The sequence below is a fragment of the Priestia sp. SRI_019 genome, from assembly GCF_057586255.1.
Genome location: NZ_JBYCZN010000002.1, coordinates 51286 through 70825 on the forward strand (window position 1 = coordinate 51286; position 19540 = coordinate 70825).

Sequence of the window (19540 nt, forward strand, 5' to 3'; positions counted from 1 at the left end):
TAACGTATGTATCAAAGACACAGAACGAGTAAGTTTTAAAAGCAGAGAAGATATGAAAAAAGAATTCTTTGAATAAAACAACTTGGATAAGAAAGCTTAAAGTAGCGTTTTGTAAACGCGTCTGCAAATAAAGTTCCCTTGCTCATCTGATGCTGTCATATAATAGAATTAGCTATTATACTTACATTTATTAATACTTTTTCAAAAACGGTCTTAGCTCTAAGGTTTTAAATAGTTTTATAGATGGGAGTTAAAGCAAGCTTATGAACAGAGAAGAAGTACTACAAAAAATAAAGAACTTAAACATCTGGAAAAAAAGGGATCAAAGAGCTCCGCACAAACCATTGTTGATACTGTATGCCCTAGGTCAGCTGCAGTCTAAACAGCAAATTCACTTGCCGTATAGCGAGGTGAAAATCCCTTTAAAAGAGCTGCTTATGGAATTTGGACCTTCTCGGAGTTCCTATCATCCGGAGCATCCTTTTGTTCGTTTGACAGGAGATGGAATATGGGAGCTAAGTGAAGAAGTTGATAAGCGTAGCTTTACAGATAAATATTTGCTGAGTACAAATATAGTAGGCGGTTTTAGACAGGATGTTTACAACCTTTTTGCAAATGATCCTACGCTGCTTCAAGATGCAGCGCAATTTTTATTAAATGAGCATTTTCCGGATACGATCCATGAAGATATATTAAGAGCCGTAGGCTTGGATTTTGAAACACAGTTAAAGAGAAGAAGAGATCCAAAGTTTAGAGAGAAAATTCTTCAAGCTTACGGATATAGCTGCGCTGTTTGTGGTTTTAACGTTCGTCTTGGTCATAATTTAGTTGGTGTAGAGGCCGCTCATATTAAGTGGCATCAAGCGGGAGGGCCAGATATTGAAAGTAACGGAATCGCGTTATGTTCGATGCATCATAAATTATTTGATCGAGGAGTTTTTACTTTTTCAGATCATAATGAGCTGTTAGTGGCAACTCAAGCGCACGGAACAAATGGCTTTGAAGAGTGGCTTATGAAGTATCATGGACAAAAGCTTAGAGATCCGATTCATCCGGCATACCAGCCGAGTGACGCTTTTCTTGGGTGGCATGTTAGAGAAGTGTTTAGAGGACCCGCTAGATATCAAGTAAATGATATAAATTGATTTTTGCACATGATAGATTGCTATGTTTATACTTAGGAAGTAATTTACACATAGTGGCGTCATTTAAAATACGTTAAAAATAAATTAGCACACTTATCCTGAACCCCTCCAGTAAGTTTTCTATTCTCTTTTTCCTCCCTTTAAACTGTGTGTCTTTTCTGAAGAAAATTCATAGGATATAGCATCTTATCTGTATTAAGAAAGGGGTTATATCGTGGAGGAAACAAAGCTTACTGGACGAATCGTTACACCTGATGATGCGGAATATGATCAGGCTAGAACAAATAATAATTTAGGTGTACCTAAATTTCCGAGAATAATTGTATTTTGTCAGAATACAAACGATGTAGTAAATGCATTGAAGTGGGTAAAGGAAAATCATGTCCCATTTCGAATAAGAAGCGGCAGGCATAGCTATGAAAATTTTTCACTGGTAAACGGTGGATTAGTGATTGATGTCAGTGAAATGGATAGAATCAAGATCGACAGTAAAAGCATGACAGCGAAAATAGAAGCAGGGGCTAATCTAGGGAAAGTATATAATGAATTATGGAAAAAAGGAACGACTATCCCTGCAGGTACGGAAAGCAGTGTTGGTCTTGTAGGCCTTGTGCTTGGCGGAGGAATTGGCATGTTATCAAGGTTGTTTGGGCTTACCTGTGATAATTTGGTTGAAGTTGAAATGGTCATCGTAAATGAACAGAGAGAAGTTGAACTCATTAAGGCAAATAAAAATCGCAACAGTGATCTCTTTTGGGCTTGTTGTGGAGGCGGGGGCGGAAACTTTGGTATTGTTACGTCTCTTACATTCAAGGTGCAGCCTGTCTCAAAGGTGTCAATCTTTTCAATTACATGGGAATGGGAAGATTTTGAAGCTGCTTTTGATGCATGGCAGCACTGGGCCACAAATACCGATAAGCGCTTAACTTCGGAGATTGAGTTAAAGTCGAAAGAAGCGAATCAGATTATTGCTCAAGGTGAGTTTGTTGGTTCATCATTCAAGTTAAAGGAGCTTCTGCAGCCTTTAATAGATGTTGGGTGTCCTAAAAAAGTAGTAATAAAGGAAGTTTCATATATTGAAGCTGTACAATTTTTTGACGATCCGAGCGGAAACCAACCCGCCCCTCGAAAAAGGTCAGGTTCTTTTCTTAATAAACCTTTTCCAAAAGACGCTATTTTAACAATGAAGCATTTTTTAGAAAATGCTCCGAATGAAAAATCTAGTATTTGGCACCAGTCTCTTGGGGGAGCAGTGGAAGAAGTTGCCTCTAATGAAACGGCCTTCTATTATAGGGATGCTGTTATCGCACAGGAGTACCTTGCTACATGGAGCCATCCTTCAGAAGAGCGAGCAAACATTCGATGGATTGAAGAGTTAAGAAATGCTTTATCGAGATATACAACTGGAGATTATGTGAACTGGCCGGACCGGCTCATCAGAGATTGGCCAACGGCGTATTATGGAGAGAATTTTAAAAAGCTTCGAGAAGTGAAACGAGCATATGATCCATGTAATCTATTTCATTTCCCTCAAAGCATCCCGCCGTTTATTAACTGGTTTTAAAGATCATCTTTCAAGTGGTAGATGCAAATAATACCCACCTTAAATGAGGTGGTTTTTTGTGTACATTGCCTTTTCCTGAGAGCGTGAAAAAGGAAGCAAACAGTGGTAAGCAGTTATTTTATCAATAGATGGTTACGTTATACGGAGAAACATACACAAATTTCATAAACATTGACATTCCCTTCCAAACCGCATACAATAGCTACTAATAAAAGCACACAAATTCGTTGAAGAGAATCAGTACGCTGCAAGTTTGTTCCACAGAGAGCTGGTGATAGCTGAAAGCCAGTGTTCAAGCTGCAGGGGAATATCCTCTCTGAGAAGTCAAACTGAACGATAAGTAAGTTTGAACGGTAGTCTACCGTTAAAAAGAACGCGTATGATTGTACGTTGCTGAGTGCTATTGATGAACGGATCAATAGAAGCCAGGGTGGTACCGCGGTTAAAACCCGTCCCTAGTCATAGGGACGGGTTTCTTTGTGTGCTTTTAACTTTAAAAGGAGTGGTATCACATGAAAGAAGTGAATGTAAGGGAGTCTTCGCAAGAGCGCGAAAAGCGTATCCAGCAGCAGTGGCAAAAGAGAAATGTGTTTCAGCAGTCGGTTCAAAACAGGGAAGGGCATCCGTCATTTGTATTTTATGAAGGGCCTCCTACAGCAAACGGTTTGCCTCACGTGGGGCACGCGCTAGGCCGGACCATTAAAGACGTGGTGGCTCGTTATAAGACGATGGCGGGGCATCAAGTAATTCGAAAAGCAGGCTGGGATACGCACGGACTGCCGGTAGAGCTCGGTGTCGAAAAGCAGCTCGGAATTTCAGGGAAGCATGACATTGAAAAATACGGCATAGAAGCTTTTATCAACAAGTGTAAGGAAAGTGTGTTTGTGTATGAAAAGCAGTGGCGCACGTTCACGGAGCAGCTTGGCTATTGGGTTGATATGGAAGACCCTTACATCACCTTGGAGAATTCATATATTGAAAGCGTATGGAACGTGCTTGGCACGATTCATGAAAAAGGACTTCTTTATAAAGGCCACCGCGTATCACCTTACTGCCCGAGCTGTCAAACGTCGCTGAGTTCACATGAAGTAGCGCAAGGGTATAAAGATGTAAAAGATTTAACGGTAACGGTGAAATTTAAAGTGAAAAACCGCGATAATGAGTATTTTTTAGGGTGGACGACAACACCTTGGACGCTTCCGTCAAACGTGGCGCTTGCGGTGCATGAAGAGATGAACTACGTTCGCGCTGAGCAAGGCGACAGCGTGTATATAGTGGCAGAAGCGCTCGCAGACAAAGTGTTAAAAGGAGAATATAGCGTTTTATCTCAACATAAAGGAAATGAGTTAAAAGGGATGTCGTATGAGCCGCCGTTTAATTTTGTGAAAGTGGAAAAAGGGCATGAAGTCGTAACGGCTGATTACGTAACGGATCAAAGCGGAACGGGTGTTGTTCATTTAGCACCTGCATATGGTGAAGATGATTACAGAGTCGTAAAAGAAAACGGCTTTTCGTTTGTGAACGTAGTGGATGAAAAAGGACAGTACACGTCTGAAGTGCCGCCTTTTCAAGGACGTTTCGTGAAAGACTGCGACGTTGATATCGTTCGTCATTTAGCAAATGAAGGCGTGCTGTATCATAAAGAAAAGCATGAGCACAGCTATCCGTTTTGCTGGCGATGCGACTCGCCGCTTCTTTATTACGCAAATGAAAGCTGGTTTATCCAAACGACGGCGTTGAAGGAACAGTTTTTGAAAAACAATGAAAGCGTGACGTGGTACCCGGATCATATCAAGCACGGCCGCTTTGGCAACTTTTTAGAAAATATGGTGGACTGGAACATCAGCAGAAAGCGCTACTGGGGAACACCGCTGAACGTATGGGAATGCGGAGCATGTCAGCATCAAGTAGCGCCAAAAAGCATCAAAGAGCTTCAGAAACATGCGTCTCATTCCGTGGATGACAGCATTGAACTTCATAAGCCGTATGTAGATGACGTGCAGCTAACGTGTCCGGTCTGCAGCGGAGAAATGAAGCGAACGCCCGAAGTGATTGACGTTTGGTTTGACAGCGGCTCGATGCCGTTTGCGCAGTATCACTATCCGTTTGAAAATAATGAACTGTTCCAAAAACAGTTTCCAGCAGACGTTATCGCAGAAGGAATTGATCAAACGCGCGGCTGGTTTTACAGCTTGATGGCAGTTTCAACGCTGTTTACAGGAAAAGCACCTTATAAGCGCGTTTTGTCTCTTGGCCACGTCTTAGATGAAAACGGTCAAAAGATGTCTAAAAGTAAAGGAAATGCGCTGGACCCTGTTGATCTTATTCATACATTTGGTGCTGATGCGCTTAGATGGGCGCTTTTAGCAGACAGTGCACCTTGGAATCCGAAGAAATTTTCAGAGCGCGTCGTGCAAGAAGCGAAGTCAAAAGTGATTGATACGCTTGTGAACGTGTACGGCTTTTACGTGTTATACGCCAAGCTTGACGGCTATGACCCGAAGCAAACGTATGAATTGAAAAAAACAAAATTGGATGAGTGGATTCTTTCGCGTTTACACAGCACGGTCAAGCGCGTCACAGCACATCTTGAAGATTACGGATTTACAAGTGCCGCTCGTGAAATCGCGGCATTTATTGAAGAGCTAAGCAACTGGTATGTACGACGTTCTCGCGATCGCTTTTGGTCAGAAGGGATGCACGGAGAAAAAGCAGCGGCTTACGATACGCTTCATGAAGTGTTAGTGACGCTTAGTCAGCTGTTGGCACCGTTTACGCCGTTTGTTGCGGATGATGTTCATGAAAATCTCACAGGGAAAAGCGTTCATTTAGCAGACTATCCTGTTTGTGATCAAACGAAAGTGAACGAAAAGCTGGAAAAAGAAATGGCAGCGGTGCTTCAAGTAGTGGAACTAGGCCGAAGCATCCGAAATACGCATTCGTTAAAAGTAAAGCAGCCTCTGCAAAGTCTTTCGCTTGTGGTAACGGAAGAAGATGTAGAGTGGAAAGCATATCGTGATGTCATCAAAGATGAGCTTAATGTAAAGAACTTTAACGTGGAGCAAGACGACGACAAACTTGTTTCATACGTATTAAAACTGGATTTTAAACAGGCTGGACCAAAGTTTGGGAAACAAGTTAATGAGGTCAACCAAGCGCTGAAAAACCTTTCAGAAGAGAAAGGGAAAGAGTTTGTTGAACAAGGCAAGCTAAGTGTTACGCTTGCTTCAGGAGAAAACCTAACGCTTGAAACGGCAGACGTACTTGTTGAAAAAGTGCCAAAAGAAGGTTTTGCAGTTGCATCAAACGGCACGTACACTGCGGTGTTGGATACGGCGTTAACCGAAGAACTCGTGCAGGAAAGAGTCGCTCGTGAAGTAATTCGAGCGGTTCAAGATTACCGCAAAAAGCTGGATTTACCCGTGAATTTACGTATTGATTTGGAGCTTAGCGGAGACGAAGAAGTGAAGGAAGCCGTCGCGAAGTTTGAAACGCTGCTTCAAGAAAATCTTTTGCTGCACAGTCTCAGTGTGAAAGAAGCCATCGAAAATGGAGAGACGGTAAAAGTCGGAACAAAGCAAGTTACGCTTCGCGTTTTAAATCAGAGCTGATAAAAAGCACTTACCTCATAGCAGGTAAGTGCTTTTTTACCTTTAATCAAACTGTCCGAGAACATTTTTAAGACTCGGCCAAACGATTTCAAAAGGAGCCGCTAACACATGCTCTTTTCCGTTTTCATCTTTAAAGTGCTGAACAAAACGGTACTTTCCTACTTTGTAGTTAGGAGTTGCGATATCTAGTTTGAGTGATTTCCCTGGCTTCAGCATGACAGTTTTATCAGGGAACTCTAATCCGTTTAGAACAACTTTGTACCACTTGCCGTCTTTTAAGTGATCCGCCGTATTTTCGTAAGGAATCGTTAAGGTATGCGTCGAATTGTTTTGAATAACAAAAAAGCCAAACTGCGTTTTATCGTATTTTTTACTGACAGCAGATAGCGTAATAGTTCTCCCATCAATGCTTATGGAAGAAGGAATGTTTTTTTCTTGTTTGGGTCCTAGTTCCATTTTTTGACCGTTATAATCGATATAGCCAAAGATACAAAACAAGATAATAAAAATGCCTAGTATTAGTAAAAGTGTTCGTACTATTTTCAAAAGCTTTGCACCACCTTTTTATCACTCTTCAATTATACGGAAAAATTCTCGTTTGAAATAGTATGAATTTACATTTCCTATATCACTTTTTTGAAAGGAATGATTGAATTGAGACAAATTATAGCCATGGGCGGCGGAGGTTTTTCGATGGAGCCGGATAACTTGCTTCTGGATCAATACATACTTTCACAAGCTCATATAGATGTGCCGAAAACCTGTTTTATCCCTACAGCCAGCGGAGATGCCGATAATTATATAGAAAGGTTTTATGAAGCGTTTGAGGAGTTGGTATGTACACCGTCTCATTTATCGCTGTTTTCACCAAACTTTATAGATTTAAAAGCATATGTGCTGCAGCACGATATTTTGTATGTAGGCGGCGGTAATACAAGGAATATGCTTTCTTTATGGAAAGAGTGGGGACTGGATACGATTTTAAAAAAGGCTTATGAAAAAGGAGTGATCTTAGCAGGAATAAGCGCAGGTTCGATTTGCTGGTTTGAAGAAGGCGTCACTGATTCAATGAACAATAAACTGTCTAAAATCGACTGTTTAGGATTTTTAACGGGAAGTAACTGTCCTCACTACGATGGAGAAAGCAATCGAAGACCGTCGTATCGTGAGTTAATTGCAAGCGGGGAAACGAAAGAAGGCTATGCTGTAGATGATGGAGTTGCGCTGCATTTTAAAAATGAGAAGCTATCCGCATCAGTTAGCTCAAGACCAACAGCAAAAGCATATGCTGTTGGTCGAAAAGAGGAAGAAGTAGTTGAACGTGAGCTTCCGGTGACCTATTTGGGTGATCGCAAGCAATAAATGGCTGCTTTCCATGTTTCTCTGTATAAAATGGAGCTTATTCGTACATACATAAGCAGAGATTCTATCTAGGAGGGTACTTCAGTGAGCTATAAACAATACTGGGGAAACATACATGAACAAAGCGATAAGCTGCAGAAGTTATTATCGTCGTATTGGCATCAGTATTCAGATTTTGGAAACTGGCAGTTTTGGGTGGTGCTTGCTTCGCTCGTTCTTCCTCTTGTGTTGTTGTATTTTACCGTAGACCGGACGCGGATCTTTGAGGTGTTTTTCTTCGGTTATACAGTTCACGTGCTTTGGGCATATACGGATACTGCACTTGGAAGAACCGGTTATTTAACACACACGTTTTTCTTAACGCCGCAGCTTCCAAACGCAACGAATATTACCGCTTCTATTTTGCCGGTAGGCTTTCTGCTGCTTTATCAATATTGTACGAATCACCAAAAGAATTTTTATCTGTATACGATTCTGCTGAGCGCTGTTTTTTCATTTGGACTGGCGCCCCTTGAACACCATTTTAAATTTATTGATTCAGGAAAAGGAATGAGCTTATTTTATATTTTTCTGATTGATATCGGAATAACGTTAGTAGCGTATTGGTTCACAAGGCTTCTTGTAAAAGCAAAAGCCGCAGCCTATCGTAAAGTGGAAAAAGAACGTTGAAAAAATGTTTGAAGGTTATTAGTTAGGGGTATACATGTATTTAAGATAAATTGAGGTGAAAAAATTGTATTACTACCGCATTTCAGAAGGGCAAGATGAAACGTACTCTGAGACAATTGTTGTTCATGAAGAACAGTTTGATCAAGGTACGTTTGAAAAAATGGTGAAAGAAGCGATGGTCGATAAGCCTGGCAAAATTGATCAAGTGGACATTGTGAAATATTTAATTGGACATTATCATTTCCAAGTTGCATATATTGAAGCAGCCTTTCATAGTACATATACAGACTAATAATGTTATGTATTCAACAAAAAAAACCGTTGCGTTGGCAGCGGTTTTTTTGTTTCTACCAGTACCGATAGTGATAGGGGCTTTGAGGGTGATAGTAGGGATTCTGAGGCGGAGGATACGTACAAGGAGACGTGTGATGGTAGGCTGGACCAGCTTGTTTTTCCTTTTTATAGTGTTCTTTTTCTCTACATTCGTCCGTTGGTCCAATCACGATGGTTTGATTTTTTAACGGAGCCAGCGTTTTCTTTAGTTGCTCTGGATCTAAGCAGTACGTGTGAGCAAGGACTTCAATAGGCGTTTTATTTAAAATGTCCGATCCAAAAATATATTCCGGGTAAGGGGCGTCAAAAATGGCAAGTAAATGCGTATTGTCTTCAGACGCAATTTCCCAGTGCCACCAGCCTTGAGGGATATTGGCTACTTGACCGGGAGTAATCGGAATATTTGTGACTTCGTTGTTAAACGGATTGATTAATGAAACGACGGCCGAGCCTGCAATGCAGTAGACAAGCTCAGCGGCATTTTGGTGATAGTGCGGTTCGACTACGCGGCTTTTGCTTAAGTAAATATCAAGTAATGATACGTTTCCTAATGTGTTGAGCACATCCCGGCCTAATCGGTTAATGTAATTTTGATCGTTTCGCGTATTAAGTCTGTTTTTATTCACATCAGAAAAGTATTGTACGTTTGGATTATTGTAATCCATATAGGGCGTTGACAAGGGTCTCCAGCTCCTATCCTTGAATTTTTTATGATGCTGTATCGTATGTGAAGAGTTTTATTTCGTGACAGAAGCCTAGGAGGATATGTAGGTAAGGCCTATTTTTGATAACGTGTACAAACATTTGTCCACTGATTTTCATACACTGTAACAGGTTCTTTTTTTACAGAGCCATGATCAATGTCAGACGCATACGACAGATCATTTTAAGGAAAGTGAGTTGCAGAGCTGTTGCTTGATCAATATGAAAAAATAACTAGTACGTATGAAAAGCTAGACGAACTTCACCTGCCGTTTGACAAGCCCGTGTTGGTAGGGATTAAGTGGAACGGAGTGCTGTTTGAGTTTTTAGTGAGATTAAAAAAAGAGTCTTCTCATTTGCTTGTGTTTGGCTCAGGAGGAGGGGCAAGTCAGGAAATGCCTGCAGGCCCTCCATATTTTCAGCGCCATTCGTGGATGAATGAATTCCAAGATTCAATTATTTACTATAACGATCCTACGCTTTATTTAGGGAAGGTGTCGCTTGCGTGGGGACAAGGGACAAGCGATCGTTTTTATTTAAAAGATATTGCGGTTTTAATTGAAAAGTTCATGAAAAAAGCACAGGTGAATTCGTCTAACGTATTGTTTTACGGATCTTCAGGCGGCGGCTTTATGTCGATGTTTTTAGCGGGATACGTAAAAGGAGCAAAAGCGCTTGTCAACAATCCGCAGACTTGCTTGACCAAGTGGCTGAAAACGCCGGTTCGGCAAGTGTTTAATTTATCTTATCCGAACTTGACAGAAGATGAAGTGATCGCCTCATACGGTGAGAGAATCAACGTAGTGAAGTTTTTTCGCCATATTAACTATGTGCCAAAGGTGTATTACTTGCAAAATGGGGCGTTTGAATACGATATGAACAATCACTTGCTGCCGTTTTTAACGGATTTGCAGGATATGCCAGATGACTGTGAAATCAATAATATAAAAGTCGAGCTCTATTATAATCCAAAGCTGAAGCACGCGGCTGTTAGCAAGCAAGAAACGATTGATTATGTGAATATGGCAAAGAAGATATAAGAAAAAAGGCAAGAGTTTATCCTTTAAGGAGCTCTTGCTTTTTTATGTCGAATTTTCTAACTCAATAGATACAAGTAGGAAGTTATGTTGCTTTTTCTTTTGAATATGATAGTGAAGATGAGGTGTAAGGAGGGGAAGTATGGCCGATCAAGATGAGAGAAAAAGATACTTGATGGAAGTTCAGACCTGGCTTGAACAAGTATGTGATCCTGTATTTGAAGAAGCCTTTACAGAAGTAGATATAACGTCATATATCACGCGCACGCAAGAAGACGTTCTTGAATATTTAAGTGAAGAAGATGTGAACGAATATACGTTAGAAGAAATCAATAATGCGGTACGGCACATTGATAAAATCTTAAAAGAGCGGCTTGGAGACGACGGCAGGGAGAGGGAATCGATAGCGCCGGGGCAGCATGAGCTGCCGCCGCTTGGTTATAGTTACTCAGCTCTTGAGCCGTATATTAACCGGGAAATTATGCGCCTTCATCACAGCAAGCATCACCAAAGCTATGTCGATGGATTAAATAAAGCAGAGCTCATGCTGCAGCAAGCCCGTAACACAAATAATTTTGACCTCATAAAACATTGGGAACGGGAAGCTTCTTTTCATGGCTCCGGTCATTATCTGCATACAATCTTTTGGGAAATCATGAGTCCAGAAGGAGGAGGAAGGCCGAGGCGCCAGCTGCTGCAGCAGCTTCAAAAAGACTTTGGCAGCTATGAGAAATTTGTGATGCACTTTTCTCAAGCCGCAAAAAAAGTAGAAGGTGTGGGCTGGGCTATCTTAGTATGGTCGCCGCGTTCGCGAAAGCTTGAAGTCTTGCAAGCGGAGCGCCATCAGCTTCTCACACAGTGGGATACCATTCCGCTGCTCGTATTAGACGTATGGGAACACGCTTATTATCTGCAGTACAAAAATGAACGTGATCCCTACGTTGATAATTGGTGGAAAATCGTTTACTGGCCAAATGTAGAAAAAAGATTTGAGGCAGCCAGAATGCTTCAGTGGCAGCCGTATTAACAAGTATTGCAGGTATTTTAATTTCAAATAAAAAGGCTATGATAAAAGCATTTTAGTTGAAGGAAAATCCGAACGGTGAATTGAGATTCTTGATGGAGAATCCAACTCGTTCGGATTTTTTATTGTTATGACGGTGATATCTGTATACGCTTCTAGCAGTTGATTGGAGAGCAAGACGAAGACTCCTGCGGAAATAGTGGAATAGATGAGACCCCGCAGGAGCGCAAGCGACGAGGAGGCTCATCGGCCACCCGCGGAAAGCGAAGTCTTGCACGGAAATCAACTGCGGTGTAAAAAGTGATTTATATTAAGCTCCTTTAGCTACTTTAACGCATTTATTTATTTTTAAATAAACTATGTTCTAAATAACCAATATAAAAATAAAGTATAAGCCTCTAGAACCAATTAAATGTTACAAATGAAATAATCTAATATAAATGTGTGTAAAAGCACCGTTATATGCCTAAATATGTATGTTTTTGAAATGTTAAGGTGATTAATTTACTAGTTTAAAAGGAAGAATATTTATTTTTACTGTAACTAAACTATCAAACTATTGACATGCTACTGAAATATAACTGTAATATTCATGTGTTATTTTTTATGTATTGGTAGATAAAGGGGAAATCAATTACATGAAAAAGACAATGATTACGTTCAGTTTAGTTCTAATGTCACTGTTCGGTGTGGCAAGTGGTGCATCAGCTGCAACAAATACATATACAGTAAAAAGCGGAGATTCGCTATATAAAATTGCAAAGACATATAAAGTATCGGTTAGTCAGCTGAAACAGTGGAATAACTTAAAGTCAGACAGCATTCATCCGAAACAAGTATTAAAAGTATCTCAAGTAAAATCAAGCACGCCTGCTAAAGCAGCGCCTGCGAAGTCTTCAAACGTTGTGAAAGAATTTAAAGTAACAGCAACAGCGTACACAGCGAACTGCAAAGGCTGCAGCGGAAAAACGGCGATTGGAATCGATTTGAAAAAGAATCCAAATCAAAAAGTTATTTCTGTCGATCCAAAAGTGATTAAGCTTGGTTCAAAAGTATACGTAGAAGGTTATGGCACGGCAATCGCAGCTGATACAGGAGGCGCGATTAAAGGAAATAAAATTGATGTTCTTCTTCCTTCTCAAAAAGAAGCGTTAAAATGGGGAAGAAAAACAGTAAAAGTTCAAATCTTAAAATAAGTATTTCTTAAGAGAATGAGAGCCTTCGTTGAAGGGCTCTCATTTTTTTCTTCATTAAAGGGTATGCTACTTTATATATACTGATGGAAAAGTTTTACGAAAATGATCATATTTGTTGACAAATATTTCGGAAACAGATATATTTATCCGGTATATAATTAAGTTCATTAAATATTCGTGACATAAATTAATAGAATGAACACATAAACTATATTCTTAACCTGTTTGTCATCTGAAGATTTACATACAGATAATTTTAAAGGGAAAGGTCTTGTTAAAATGAATACACAAACACAACAGTCCGATCAAGCCCGAACTCGGTCTATTTTTGGCGTAATGATAATGGGAGCGCTCGTCGCTTTTTTAAATCAAACGCTGATTAACATTGCGCTTCCGCAAATGATGGATCACTTTCAAGTAACGGCGGCTACGGGCAACTGGTTAACAACCATCTTTATGCTAGTAAACGGAATTGTTATTCCAATTACAGCATTTTTAATGAATCGATTTACGACAAGGCAACTGTATATTACAGCAATGGGGCTGTTTACAGTAGGAACACTGCTTTGCGGTATCGCACCGACATTTTCCGTTATTTTAGTGGGACGCGTCGTGCAAGCAGCAGGAGCGGGAATTTTATTTCCGTTAATTACAAACGTTATTTTTACGCTATTCCCGCCTGACCGCCGCGGCTTTGCGATGGGGATTTTTGGGGTAGCAATGAACTTTGCACCGGCAGTAGGGCCGACGCTTTCTGGTTTAATCGTTGAGCACTACTCATGGCGCGTTTTATTCTTTATGATGTTTCCAATTGCACTTATTAACGTAATTGCGGCGATTATTTTAGTGAAAAACGTGACAGAAACAAGCCGACCTAAGCTAGACGTGCTTGGCGTTATTTTGTCAACAATTGGATTTGGCGGCTTGCTTTATGCGTTCGCTACGGGCGGTACAAAGGGTTGGACCAGCACCGAAGTGTTAGCCATGTTCATTGTAGGCGGTATTTCAATTCTGTTCTTTATTTTCCGTCAGTTAAAAATTGATCAGCCGCTTCTTGAATTCCGTATTTTCCGTTACCGTATGTTCACGCTGACAACAATCATTAACGTAATTGTGACAATGGCAATGTTTTCAGGTATGATTTTAATGCCGATTTATATGCAAAACGTACGCGGCTTTTCACCGTTTCTTTCAGGCCTGCTGTTACTGCCAGGGGGAATTGTAATGGGGATTATGTCTCCGATTACAGGAAGACTGTTTGATAAGTTCGGCGCAAGATGGCTTGCTGTTATTGGTTTAGCAATTACCGTTGTGACAACATATGAATTAACAAAGCTTGAAACAACCACAACATTTATGTATGTCATGATTGTCTATACTGTTCGTATGTTTGGGATGTCGCTGCTTATGATGCCGATCTTTACAGCTGGATTAAATGAGCTTGCGCTTAGTCTAAATAAATACGGCACGGCAATGGTTAATACGCTTCGAATGGTTGCCGGAGCTGTAGGAATGGCGTTCTTTGTATCCATTATGATGAATCAAGGTGAAAAACACGTGAAAAACATCGTAACGAATCAGCAAATTTTGCCGACAGATAAAGGCAGTATGGCTGAAGCTGTGAATCAAGGTACAGCAATGGGTATTAACGATGCGTTTATGATCGCAACGATTTTAAGTGTGATCGCGTTTGTTTTAGCCTTCTTTATTCGCAAAACATCACCAAAAGAAGATACCATTACAAATCGTGTGAAAAAAGCAAGCTAATAAAAAATCCGTGCCTTATATGGTACGGATTTTTTTTATGAGTTAAATTTATCTTTTTTATAGTCAATATAAAGCGATCCGTCCGACTGAACCTCAGCGTAAAAGACGTCATCAATTGAGTTGACTCCCGCTTTTTCTAGCTGCTTATGCAGCCAGTTATGGTCTACGTGCAGGTCCTTCAAAGCATCTTCATTCGCTTTCCCATCGTAAATAACGCCGGTTGAAGTGGGAAATAAAAGCGTTTTTGACCATGCGTTTGGCTTTTTATCTTGTTTTTGCATAACGGAAAGGTTTCCGTTGATTTCTAATATGGCGTATTCTACATCTTTTATGGAAAATACGTTTTGCTGCCTCAGCATGCCCAAAAGAGATTCAATATCTAGCCGGACTTGTTTTAATGCCTTTTCCATCACTTTCCCTTGCTTAATCACAATTTTAGGCTCACCGGTAATAAGATGCCGCGCTTTTTTCGATTTCATTCCAATATAGCCCATAGCGATTGTTAAAAATGTCCATCCTAGCAGTGAATAAACTCCTTTATCAATTTCCACTCGCTTATCAGTGGAGAGGGAAGAAGCAATATTACCAATCGTAATCGCCGTAATAAATGTAAATACATTTAACTGGCTGATTTCTGTTTTTCCCATGAGCCGCGTTAAAAGAAGCAGCACAAAAAATGAACAGGCGATTCGAAACGTCGATTCAGCATAGCCCATACATTTCACCCTTCCTTCATTTCATTGTTTTATGTTGTGAAAAAATAGAAATTTTATGCAGTTAAAAGGATAAATTCCATGCTTCTTTCCCAATCGCTTTTGCTTTTGCGCTACAATAAAGAAGCAACGTGTTTAACTAGACAAAAGAAGGTGAAAAGATGAAACCATTTAAAGCCTCAGCCCTACTAGATGTTATTAGTGAACTGTTTTCCGATGAAGCGTCGATTGCTGTTTCAGATCTAGAAACATACGTGTATTACAGGGCAAGTAAACGAATTAATTTAAAAATTAGCCCTGGAGATCACATTAAAAAAGGAACGATTACATATAAAGCATTAGAACGAAAGCAAAAAGTATCGGAATTTATTCACCGAGACGTGTTTGGCACACCTTACTACGGCATGGCCGTACCTTTCTTAGATGAAGGAGATGTTCAAGGATGCGTAACGGCGATTTTTCCCGCGTTAACGAGCGGAAAGTCAGTTGTGACGTTAAAGGTGAACGAGGGATGGATACCGGTTCCTTTCTCAAAAATCATCTACGTAGAAGCGCGTGACCGAAAAACATATGTGTACGCACAGAAGTATACGGGTACGCATAAATACACGTTAAATGAATTTGATTATGTGCTTCCAAAAGAAGAGTTTGTGCGCTGTCATCGTTCCTTTATCGTCAATGTGACGCAAATCCAAGAAATTTATCCTGATACACATTCAACTTTTTTATTAGTGATGAACAATGGAGAAAAAATTCCGGTCAGTCAGTCGTACGCCAGTTATTTTCGAAAGCTGCTTGGGTTTTAACCGTCATTTAGCTTCATTATCATCAAATATGCTGTTTTGTCGCTATTTTTGTCCATTTCATTCCAAAAACTCTTGTGGACGCTTTCTTTACAGTAAAATGGTAAAAAGAGCAAAAACAAGGAGTGAAGAGAATGGAAAACGTACGTAATCGAATTAAGCATGAAGCATTACAGAATCGCGTTGTCTCTGCTGAAGAAGCAGCGTCTTGGATTCAAGATGGAATGACGCTTGGTCTAAGCGGTTTTACACGCGCGGGCGATGTCAAAGCTGTACCGTTTGCGCTAGCGAAACGAGCGGAAACTGAGGCAATAAAAGTCAGCGTGTATACCGGTGCTTCACTTGGGTCAGATGTTGATAAGCTATTTGCAGAAAAAGGCATGTTAAACAAACGCCTGCCGTTTCAAGCGGACCCGACCATGCGTAAAAAAATTAATGAAGGTGAATTTCAGTTTATCGACCAGCATTTATCCCATACTTCTGAATGGGTGCGTTCAGGCGTGTTAGATCCAATAGATTTCGCTATTTTGGAAGCGGTTTCTATCGCGGATGACGGAATGATGATTCCAACAACGTCAATCGGCAATTCGATGGTGTTTGCCGAGCATGCAAAATCAATTATTATTGAAATTAACACAGCGCAGCCAGAGCTGTTAGAAGGTATTCACGATCTGTATGATCCGGGCGTTCAAGGACAGCGTGATGCAATTCCTTTGAAAAAATCTGATGATCGTATTGGTTCGTTAGGCATACCAATTGATTTAGATAAAGTAAAGGGTATTGTATTTACAAATCAGCTAGATTCACCGTCTACGATTGTAGCACCTGACGAAGAAACGGTTGTAATGGCTAAAAATTTGATTTCATTTTTACGCCAAGAAATTAAAGAAGGACGATTAACTGAATCGCTTGCTCCTTTACAATCTGGAATTGGATCTGTGGCAAATGCTGTTTTCCACGGTTTGTTAGATTCGGAGTTTCATGATTTAGAAGTATATTCCGAAGTATTGCAGGACGCCGTGTTTGATTTATTTGACGCAGGAAAAGTTACGTTTGCTTCCTGCTGCTCGATTACGCTTTCAGCGGATAAAATGAAACAAGTTTTCTCTAATTTTGAAGCCTATCGAGATAAACTCATTCTTCGCCCGCAGGAAATTTCAAACCACCCAGAGGTTATTCGTCGCTTAGGACTAATTTCCATTAACACTGCGCTAGAGCTAGACATTTACGGAAATGTTAATTCAACGCATGTGATGGGAACAAAAATGATGAATGGCATCGGAGGTTCAGGGGATTTTGCCCGAAATGCGCGTCTCGGCATTTTTGTAACAAAATCTATTGCCAAAAACGGTGATATTTCAAGCATAGTGCCGTTTGTTTCACACGTTGATCATACGGAACACGATGTGGATGTAATTGTAACAGAGCAAGGATATGCAGACTTACGCGGACTTGCTCCAAGAGAACGGGCAAAGCGCATTATTGAAAATTGTGCACATCCAATGTACCACGACCAGCTTATGGCGTATTACGAAGAAGCGCTCACGCGAGGCGGCCAAACACCGCACGTTCTTGAAAAAGCCTTTTCTTTTCATACGTCTTATCAAAAAAATGGAACGATGAGAGAAACCGTAGCACAAACAAATTAAAAAAACGCTTTGTCTCATGAGGAGACAAAGCGTTTTTCCACTGAGTAAGAAACTTGTTTTTGGTATCTCTTTGAATTACGATGAAAGGGAATACATAAAGAAAACGAGGTAACTTATCTATGAAAGCATTAGTATTTGAAAGGTTTGGAGGACCTGACGTTCTTCACTATCAAGATATACCGAATCCCTCTATTGGTCCAACAGACGTACTAGTAAGAACAAAAGCAATTGGACTTAATTTTGCTGATGTGTACCGAAGAAAAGGGAACTACCACTTAACGGGTACACTTCCGTATATTTTAGGATATGAAGGAGCAGGTGTGGTAGAAGAAGTAGGAGCAGAAGTAAGTCATGTTAACGTAGGAGACCGCATTGCGTTTGCTGACGTTCCTTTTGCAAATGCAGAGCTTGTTGCTGTGCCACAAGATAAAATAATTGTTGTACCTGACGATATTTCGTTTGACACAGCTGCTTCTGTGCTTTTGCAAGGGTTAACGGCTCACTATTTAACACAAGACAGCTACAGCATTCAGCCGGGTGATTATGTACTTGTGCACGCAGCTGCCGGAGGTGTAGGGCAGCTTTTAGTTCAAATTGCCAAGCTATTAGGCGGACAGGTTATTGGCTTAACGTCATCTTCTGAAAAAGCAAAAGCAGCGGCTCAAGCAGGGGCTGACTACGTCTTTTTATACGAAGATAACTGGGTGGAACAAGTGAAAGAAGTAACGAAGCGAGGCGCAGATGTTGCCTACGAATCTGTAGGAGTTACGCTAGAAAAAAGCTTTGAAGCCGTAAAAACAGGCGGAACCGTGGTATTTTACGGAATGGCAGGAGGCGATCCGGCCCCGGTCGACCCACGTATGCTGATGGATACCTCTAAAACGCTTACAGGCGGAGATCTGTGGAACGTGCTTGTATCTTATGAAGAACGCAAAGTACGCTCACAGCAGCTGTTTGAGTGGATCAGTAAAGGTCAGCTTGTGCTAATCGATCCTGTGGTATTTGACTTAAAAGACGGAGCGAAAGCACATGAGCTTCTTGAAAGCCGAAAAAGTACAGGTAAAATTTTGTTAAGACCGTAAAAGAAAAGCCCTTTCGTCAAGGGCTTTTTTCCGTTAGTAAAGGAGAAATCAAGAAGCTGTCTAATATATATAGTAGAGAAGTAGAGTAAAAGAGGTGAAGGTCGATGAAACATGCATTAATTACAGCAGGTCATAAAGGTATCGGCAAAAAAGTAACAGAACAGTTTCTAAAAAAGCAGTATTCCGTTACCGTCCATTTTCGCAGTGATAAAAATAAAGTGCGAGAACTGCAAGAAGAATGGCATCAATATAGTGATAACGTACAGTTTATAGAAGGAGACATAACAAATAAAGAAGATATTGAACATGTCGTTGCGCAGGCTATGGAGCGGTTTGGACGTATTGATGTTTTAATTAATAATGCAGGTCCGTATGTATTTGAAAGAAAGAAATTAATAGAGTACACAGACAGTGAATGGTATGAAATGGTGGAAGGGAATTTAAGCTCTGTTTTTCACTTTGTCAAAGCTGTTGTTCCTATTATGAAAAACCAGCAGTTTGGACGGATTATTACATACGGCTTTCAAGATGTAGAGCATACCCCTGGATGGATGTACCGCGCGGCTTTTAGTGCCGCTAAGTCAGGGCTAGCTTCTCTGACCAAATCGCTTGCTCTAGAAGTAGCGGAATACGGGATTACGGCCAATATGGTCTGCCCCGGAGATATTGTAGGAGACATGAAAGAAAGTGATATTATAAAAGCAAGATTACTAGAAGACAAAGCAACGCCTGTCGGTCGATCAGGGACAGGAGAAGACATTGCGCGTATTATTGAGTTTCTTTGTGATGAAAACTCAGATATGATTACAGGCAGTATTATATCCGCTTCGGGTGGAGTAGACGTTGTTCATAAAAGCAAAAAACAAGCCCCTGGCAGATAATG

At 40.6% G+C, this 19540-nt stretch carries 18 protein-coding genes and 1 other annotated feature; of the genes, 15 read left to right on the plus strand and 3 right to left on the minus strand.

Features of this window, described 5'->3' with window-relative positions; all coding sequences use genetic code 11:
* The first annotated feature begins 263 nt into the window (after positions 1-263).
* The 3 genes from AC2YJL_RS10510 (at position 264) to ileS (ending at position 6320) form a co-directional block, all read left to right on the plus strand.
* The gene (locus AC2YJL_RS10510) at positions 264-1145 is read left to right on the plus strand and encodes a phosphorothioated DNA-binding restriction endonuclease (protein WP_028408214.1); all 882 of its coding nucleotides are present in this window, start codon (positions 264-266) and stop codon (positions 1143-1145) included.
* Between the two features lie 214 nt (positions 1146-1359).
* Positions 1360-2709: an FAD-binding oxidoreductase gene (locus AC2YJL_RS10515; protein WP_407818922.1), complete on the plus strand. Its 1350-nt coding sequence runs from the start codon at positions 1360-1362 to the stop codon at positions 2707-2709.
* Positions 2710-2927: 218 nt separating this feature from the next.
* Positions 2928-3169 (plus strand) — a binding site (T-box leader).
* 52 nt (positions 3170-3221) lie between these two features.
* A complete protein-coding gene (gene ileS, locus AC2YJL_RS10520; RefSeq protein ID WP_407818923.1) occupies positions 3222-6320 on the plus strand; it encodes an isoleucine--tRNA ligase in 3099 nt (1032 codons plus the stop codon).
* 42 nt (positions 6321-6362) lie between these two features.
* Here the strand turns inward: ileS and AC2YJL_RS10525 are convergent, their stop codons facing one another.
* Positions 6363-6866, minus strand: a complete 504-nt coding sequence (locus AC2YJL_RS10525) for an immunoglobulin-like domain-containing protein (RefSeq protein WP_230932779.1) — start codon at positions 6864-6866, stop codon at positions 6363-6365.
* 108 nt (positions 6867-6974) lie between these two features.
* Here AC2YJL_RS10525 and AC2YJL_RS10530 point away from each other — a divergent pair, with 108 nt between their 5' ends.
* The 3 genes from AC2YJL_RS10530 (at position 6975) to AC2YJL_RS10540 (ending at position 8643) form a co-directional block, all read left to right on the plus strand.
* Entirely contained in the window at positions 6975-7682 is a 708-nt protein-coding gene (locus tag AC2YJL_RS10530) for a Type 1 glutamine amidotransferase-like domain-containing protein (RefSeq protein ID WP_407818925.1), read from the plus strand.
* Between the two features lie 84 nt (positions 7683-7766).
* Entirely contained in the window at positions 7767-8351 is a 585-nt protein-coding gene (locus AC2YJL_RS10535) for a hypothetical protein (RefSeq protein ID WP_230932777.1), read from the plus strand.
* A 55-nt stretch (positions 8352-8406) separates the two neighbouring features.
* Complete coding sequence (locus tag AC2YJL_RS10540; RefSeq protein WP_224357852.1) at positions 8407-8643, plus strand: hypothetical protein; 237 nt, start codon at positions 8407-8409, stop codon at positions 8641-8643.
* A 55-nt stretch (positions 8644-8698) separates the two neighbouring features.
* On the opposite strand, the gene AC2YJL_RS10545 is transcribed toward AC2YJL_RS10540, so the two are convergent.
* Complete coding sequence (locus AC2YJL_RS10545) at positions 8699-9364, minus strand: cupin domain-containing protein (RefSeq protein ID WP_407818926.1); 666 nt, start codon at positions 9362-9364, stop codon at positions 8699-8701.
* Positions 9365-9595: 231 nt separating this feature from the next.
* Between AC2YJL_RS10545 and AC2YJL_RS10550 the strand changes: the two genes are divergently transcribed.
* From AC2YJL_RS10550 to AC2YJL_RS10570, 5 genes are all read left to right on the plus strand, one after another.
* Positions 9596-10426 (plus strand): glycosyl transferase family 2, encoded by an 831-nt coding sequence (locus AC2YJL_RS10550; RefSeq protein WP_407818927.1) that lies wholly within the window; start codon positions 9596-9598, stop codon positions 10424-10426.
* A 139-nt stretch (positions 10427-10565) separates the two neighbouring features.
* A complete protein-coding gene (locus AC2YJL_RS10555) occupies positions 10566-11450 on the plus strand; it encodes a superoxide dismutase (protein WP_014459734.1) in 885 nt (294 codons plus the stop codon).
* A gap of 159 nt (positions 11451-11609) precedes the next feature.
* Positions 11610-11744: a hypothetical protein gene (locus tag AC2YJL_RS10560; protein WP_258232111.1), complete on the plus strand. Its 135-nt coding sequence runs from the start codon at positions 11610-11612 to the stop codon at positions 11742-11744.
* Positions 11745-12085: 341 nt separating this feature from the next.
* Entirely contained in the window at positions 12086-12643 is a 558-nt protein-coding gene (locus AC2YJL_RS10565) for a 3D domain-containing protein (protein WP_014459735.1), read from the plus strand.
* Positions 12644-12922: 279 nt separating this feature from the next.
* Positions 12923-14410: a DHA2 family efflux MFS transporter permease subunit gene (locus AC2YJL_RS10570; RefSeq protein ID WP_181170475.1), complete on the plus strand. Its 1488-nt coding sequence runs from the start codon at positions 12923-12925 to the stop codon at positions 14408-14410.
* Between the two features lie 35 nt (positions 14411-14445).
* On the opposite strand, the gene AC2YJL_RS10575 is transcribed toward AC2YJL_RS10570, so the two are convergent.
* Positions 14446-15126 (minus strand): DUF421 domain-containing protein, encoded by a 681-nt coding sequence (locus AC2YJL_RS10575; RefSeq protein ID WP_155010092.1) that lies wholly within the window; start codon positions 15124-15126, stop codon positions 14446-14448.
* Between the two features lie 158 nt (positions 15127-15284).
* Between AC2YJL_RS10575 and AC2YJL_RS10580 the strand changes: the two genes are divergently transcribed.
* The 4 genes from AC2YJL_RS10580 (at position 15285) to AC2YJL_RS10595 (ending at position 19538) form a co-directional block, all read left to right on the plus strand.
* Complete coding sequence (locus tag AC2YJL_RS10580) at positions 15285-15929, plus strand: LytTR family DNA-binding domain-containing protein (protein ID WP_155010093.1); 645 nt, start codon at positions 15285-15287, stop codon at positions 15927-15929.
* A 131-nt stretch (positions 15930-16060) separates the two neighbouring features.
* Positions 16061-17575, plus strand: coding sequence for a succinyl-CoA:acetate CoA-transferase ScpC (gene scpC / locus AC2YJL_RS10585; protein ID WP_487374732.1), 1515 nt, complete (start codon positions 16061-16063; stop codon positions 17573-17575).
* Between the two features lie 119 nt (positions 17576-17694).
* On the plus strand, positions 17695-18657 hold the full coding sequence (locus AC2YJL_RS10590) for a quinone oxidoreductase family protein (protein ID WP_423145292.1): 963 nt from the start codon (positions 17695-17697) through the stop codon (positions 18655-18657).
* Positions 18658-18761: 104 nt separating this feature from the next.
* Complete coding sequence (locus AC2YJL_RS10595) at positions 18762-19538, plus strand: SDR family oxidoreductase (RefSeq protein ID WP_014459741.1); 777 nt, start codon at positions 18762-18764, stop codon at positions 19536-19538.
* The last annotated feature ends 2 nt before the right edge of the window (positions 19539-19540 follow it).

What these genes read in the sequence shown, in the direction of transcription:
- AC2YJL_RS10510 (WP_028408214.1), top strand. Translation starts at nt 264, where the DNA reads ATGAACAGAGAAGAAGTACTACAAAAAATAAAGAACTTAAACATCTGG.
- ileS (WP_407818923.1), top strand. Translation starts at nt 3,222, where the DNA reads ATGAAAGAAGTGAATGTAAGGGAGTCTTCGCAAGAGCGCGAAAAGCGT.
- AC2YJL_RS10555 (WP_014459734.1), top strand. Translation starts at nt 10,566, where the DNA reads ATGGCCGATCAAGATGAGAGAAAAAGATACTTGATGGAAGTTCAGACC.
- AC2YJL_RS10565 (WP_014459735.1), top strand. Translation starts at nt 12,086, where the DNA reads ATGAAAAAGACAATGATTACGTTCAGTTTAGTTCTAATGTCACTGTTC.
- AC2YJL_RS10570 (WP_181170475.1), top strand. Translation starts at nt 12,923, where the DNA reads ATGAATACACAAACACAACAGTCCGATCAAGCCCGAACTCGGTCTATT.
- AC2YJL_RS10575 (WP_155010092.1), bottom strand. Translation starts at nt 15,126, where the DNA reads ATGGGCTATGCTGAATCGACGTTTCGAATCGCCTGTTCATTTTTTGTG.
- AC2YJL_RS10580 (WP_155010093.1), top strand. Translation starts at nt 15,285, where the DNA reads ATGAAACCATTTAAAGCCTCAGCCCTACTAGATGTTATTAGTGAACTG.
- scpC (WP_487374732.1), top strand. Translation starts at nt 16,061, where the DNA reads ATGGAAAACGTACGTAATCGAATTAAGCATGAAGCATTACAGAATCGC.
- AC2YJL_RS10590 (WP_423145292.1), top strand. Translation starts at nt 17,695, where the DNA reads ATGAAAGCATTAGTATTTGAAAGGTTTGGAGGACCTGACGTTCTTCAC.
- AC2YJL_RS10595 (WP_014459741.1), top strand. Translation starts at nt 18,762, where the DNA reads ATGAAACATGCATTAATTACAGCAGGTCATAAAGGTATCGGCAAAAAA.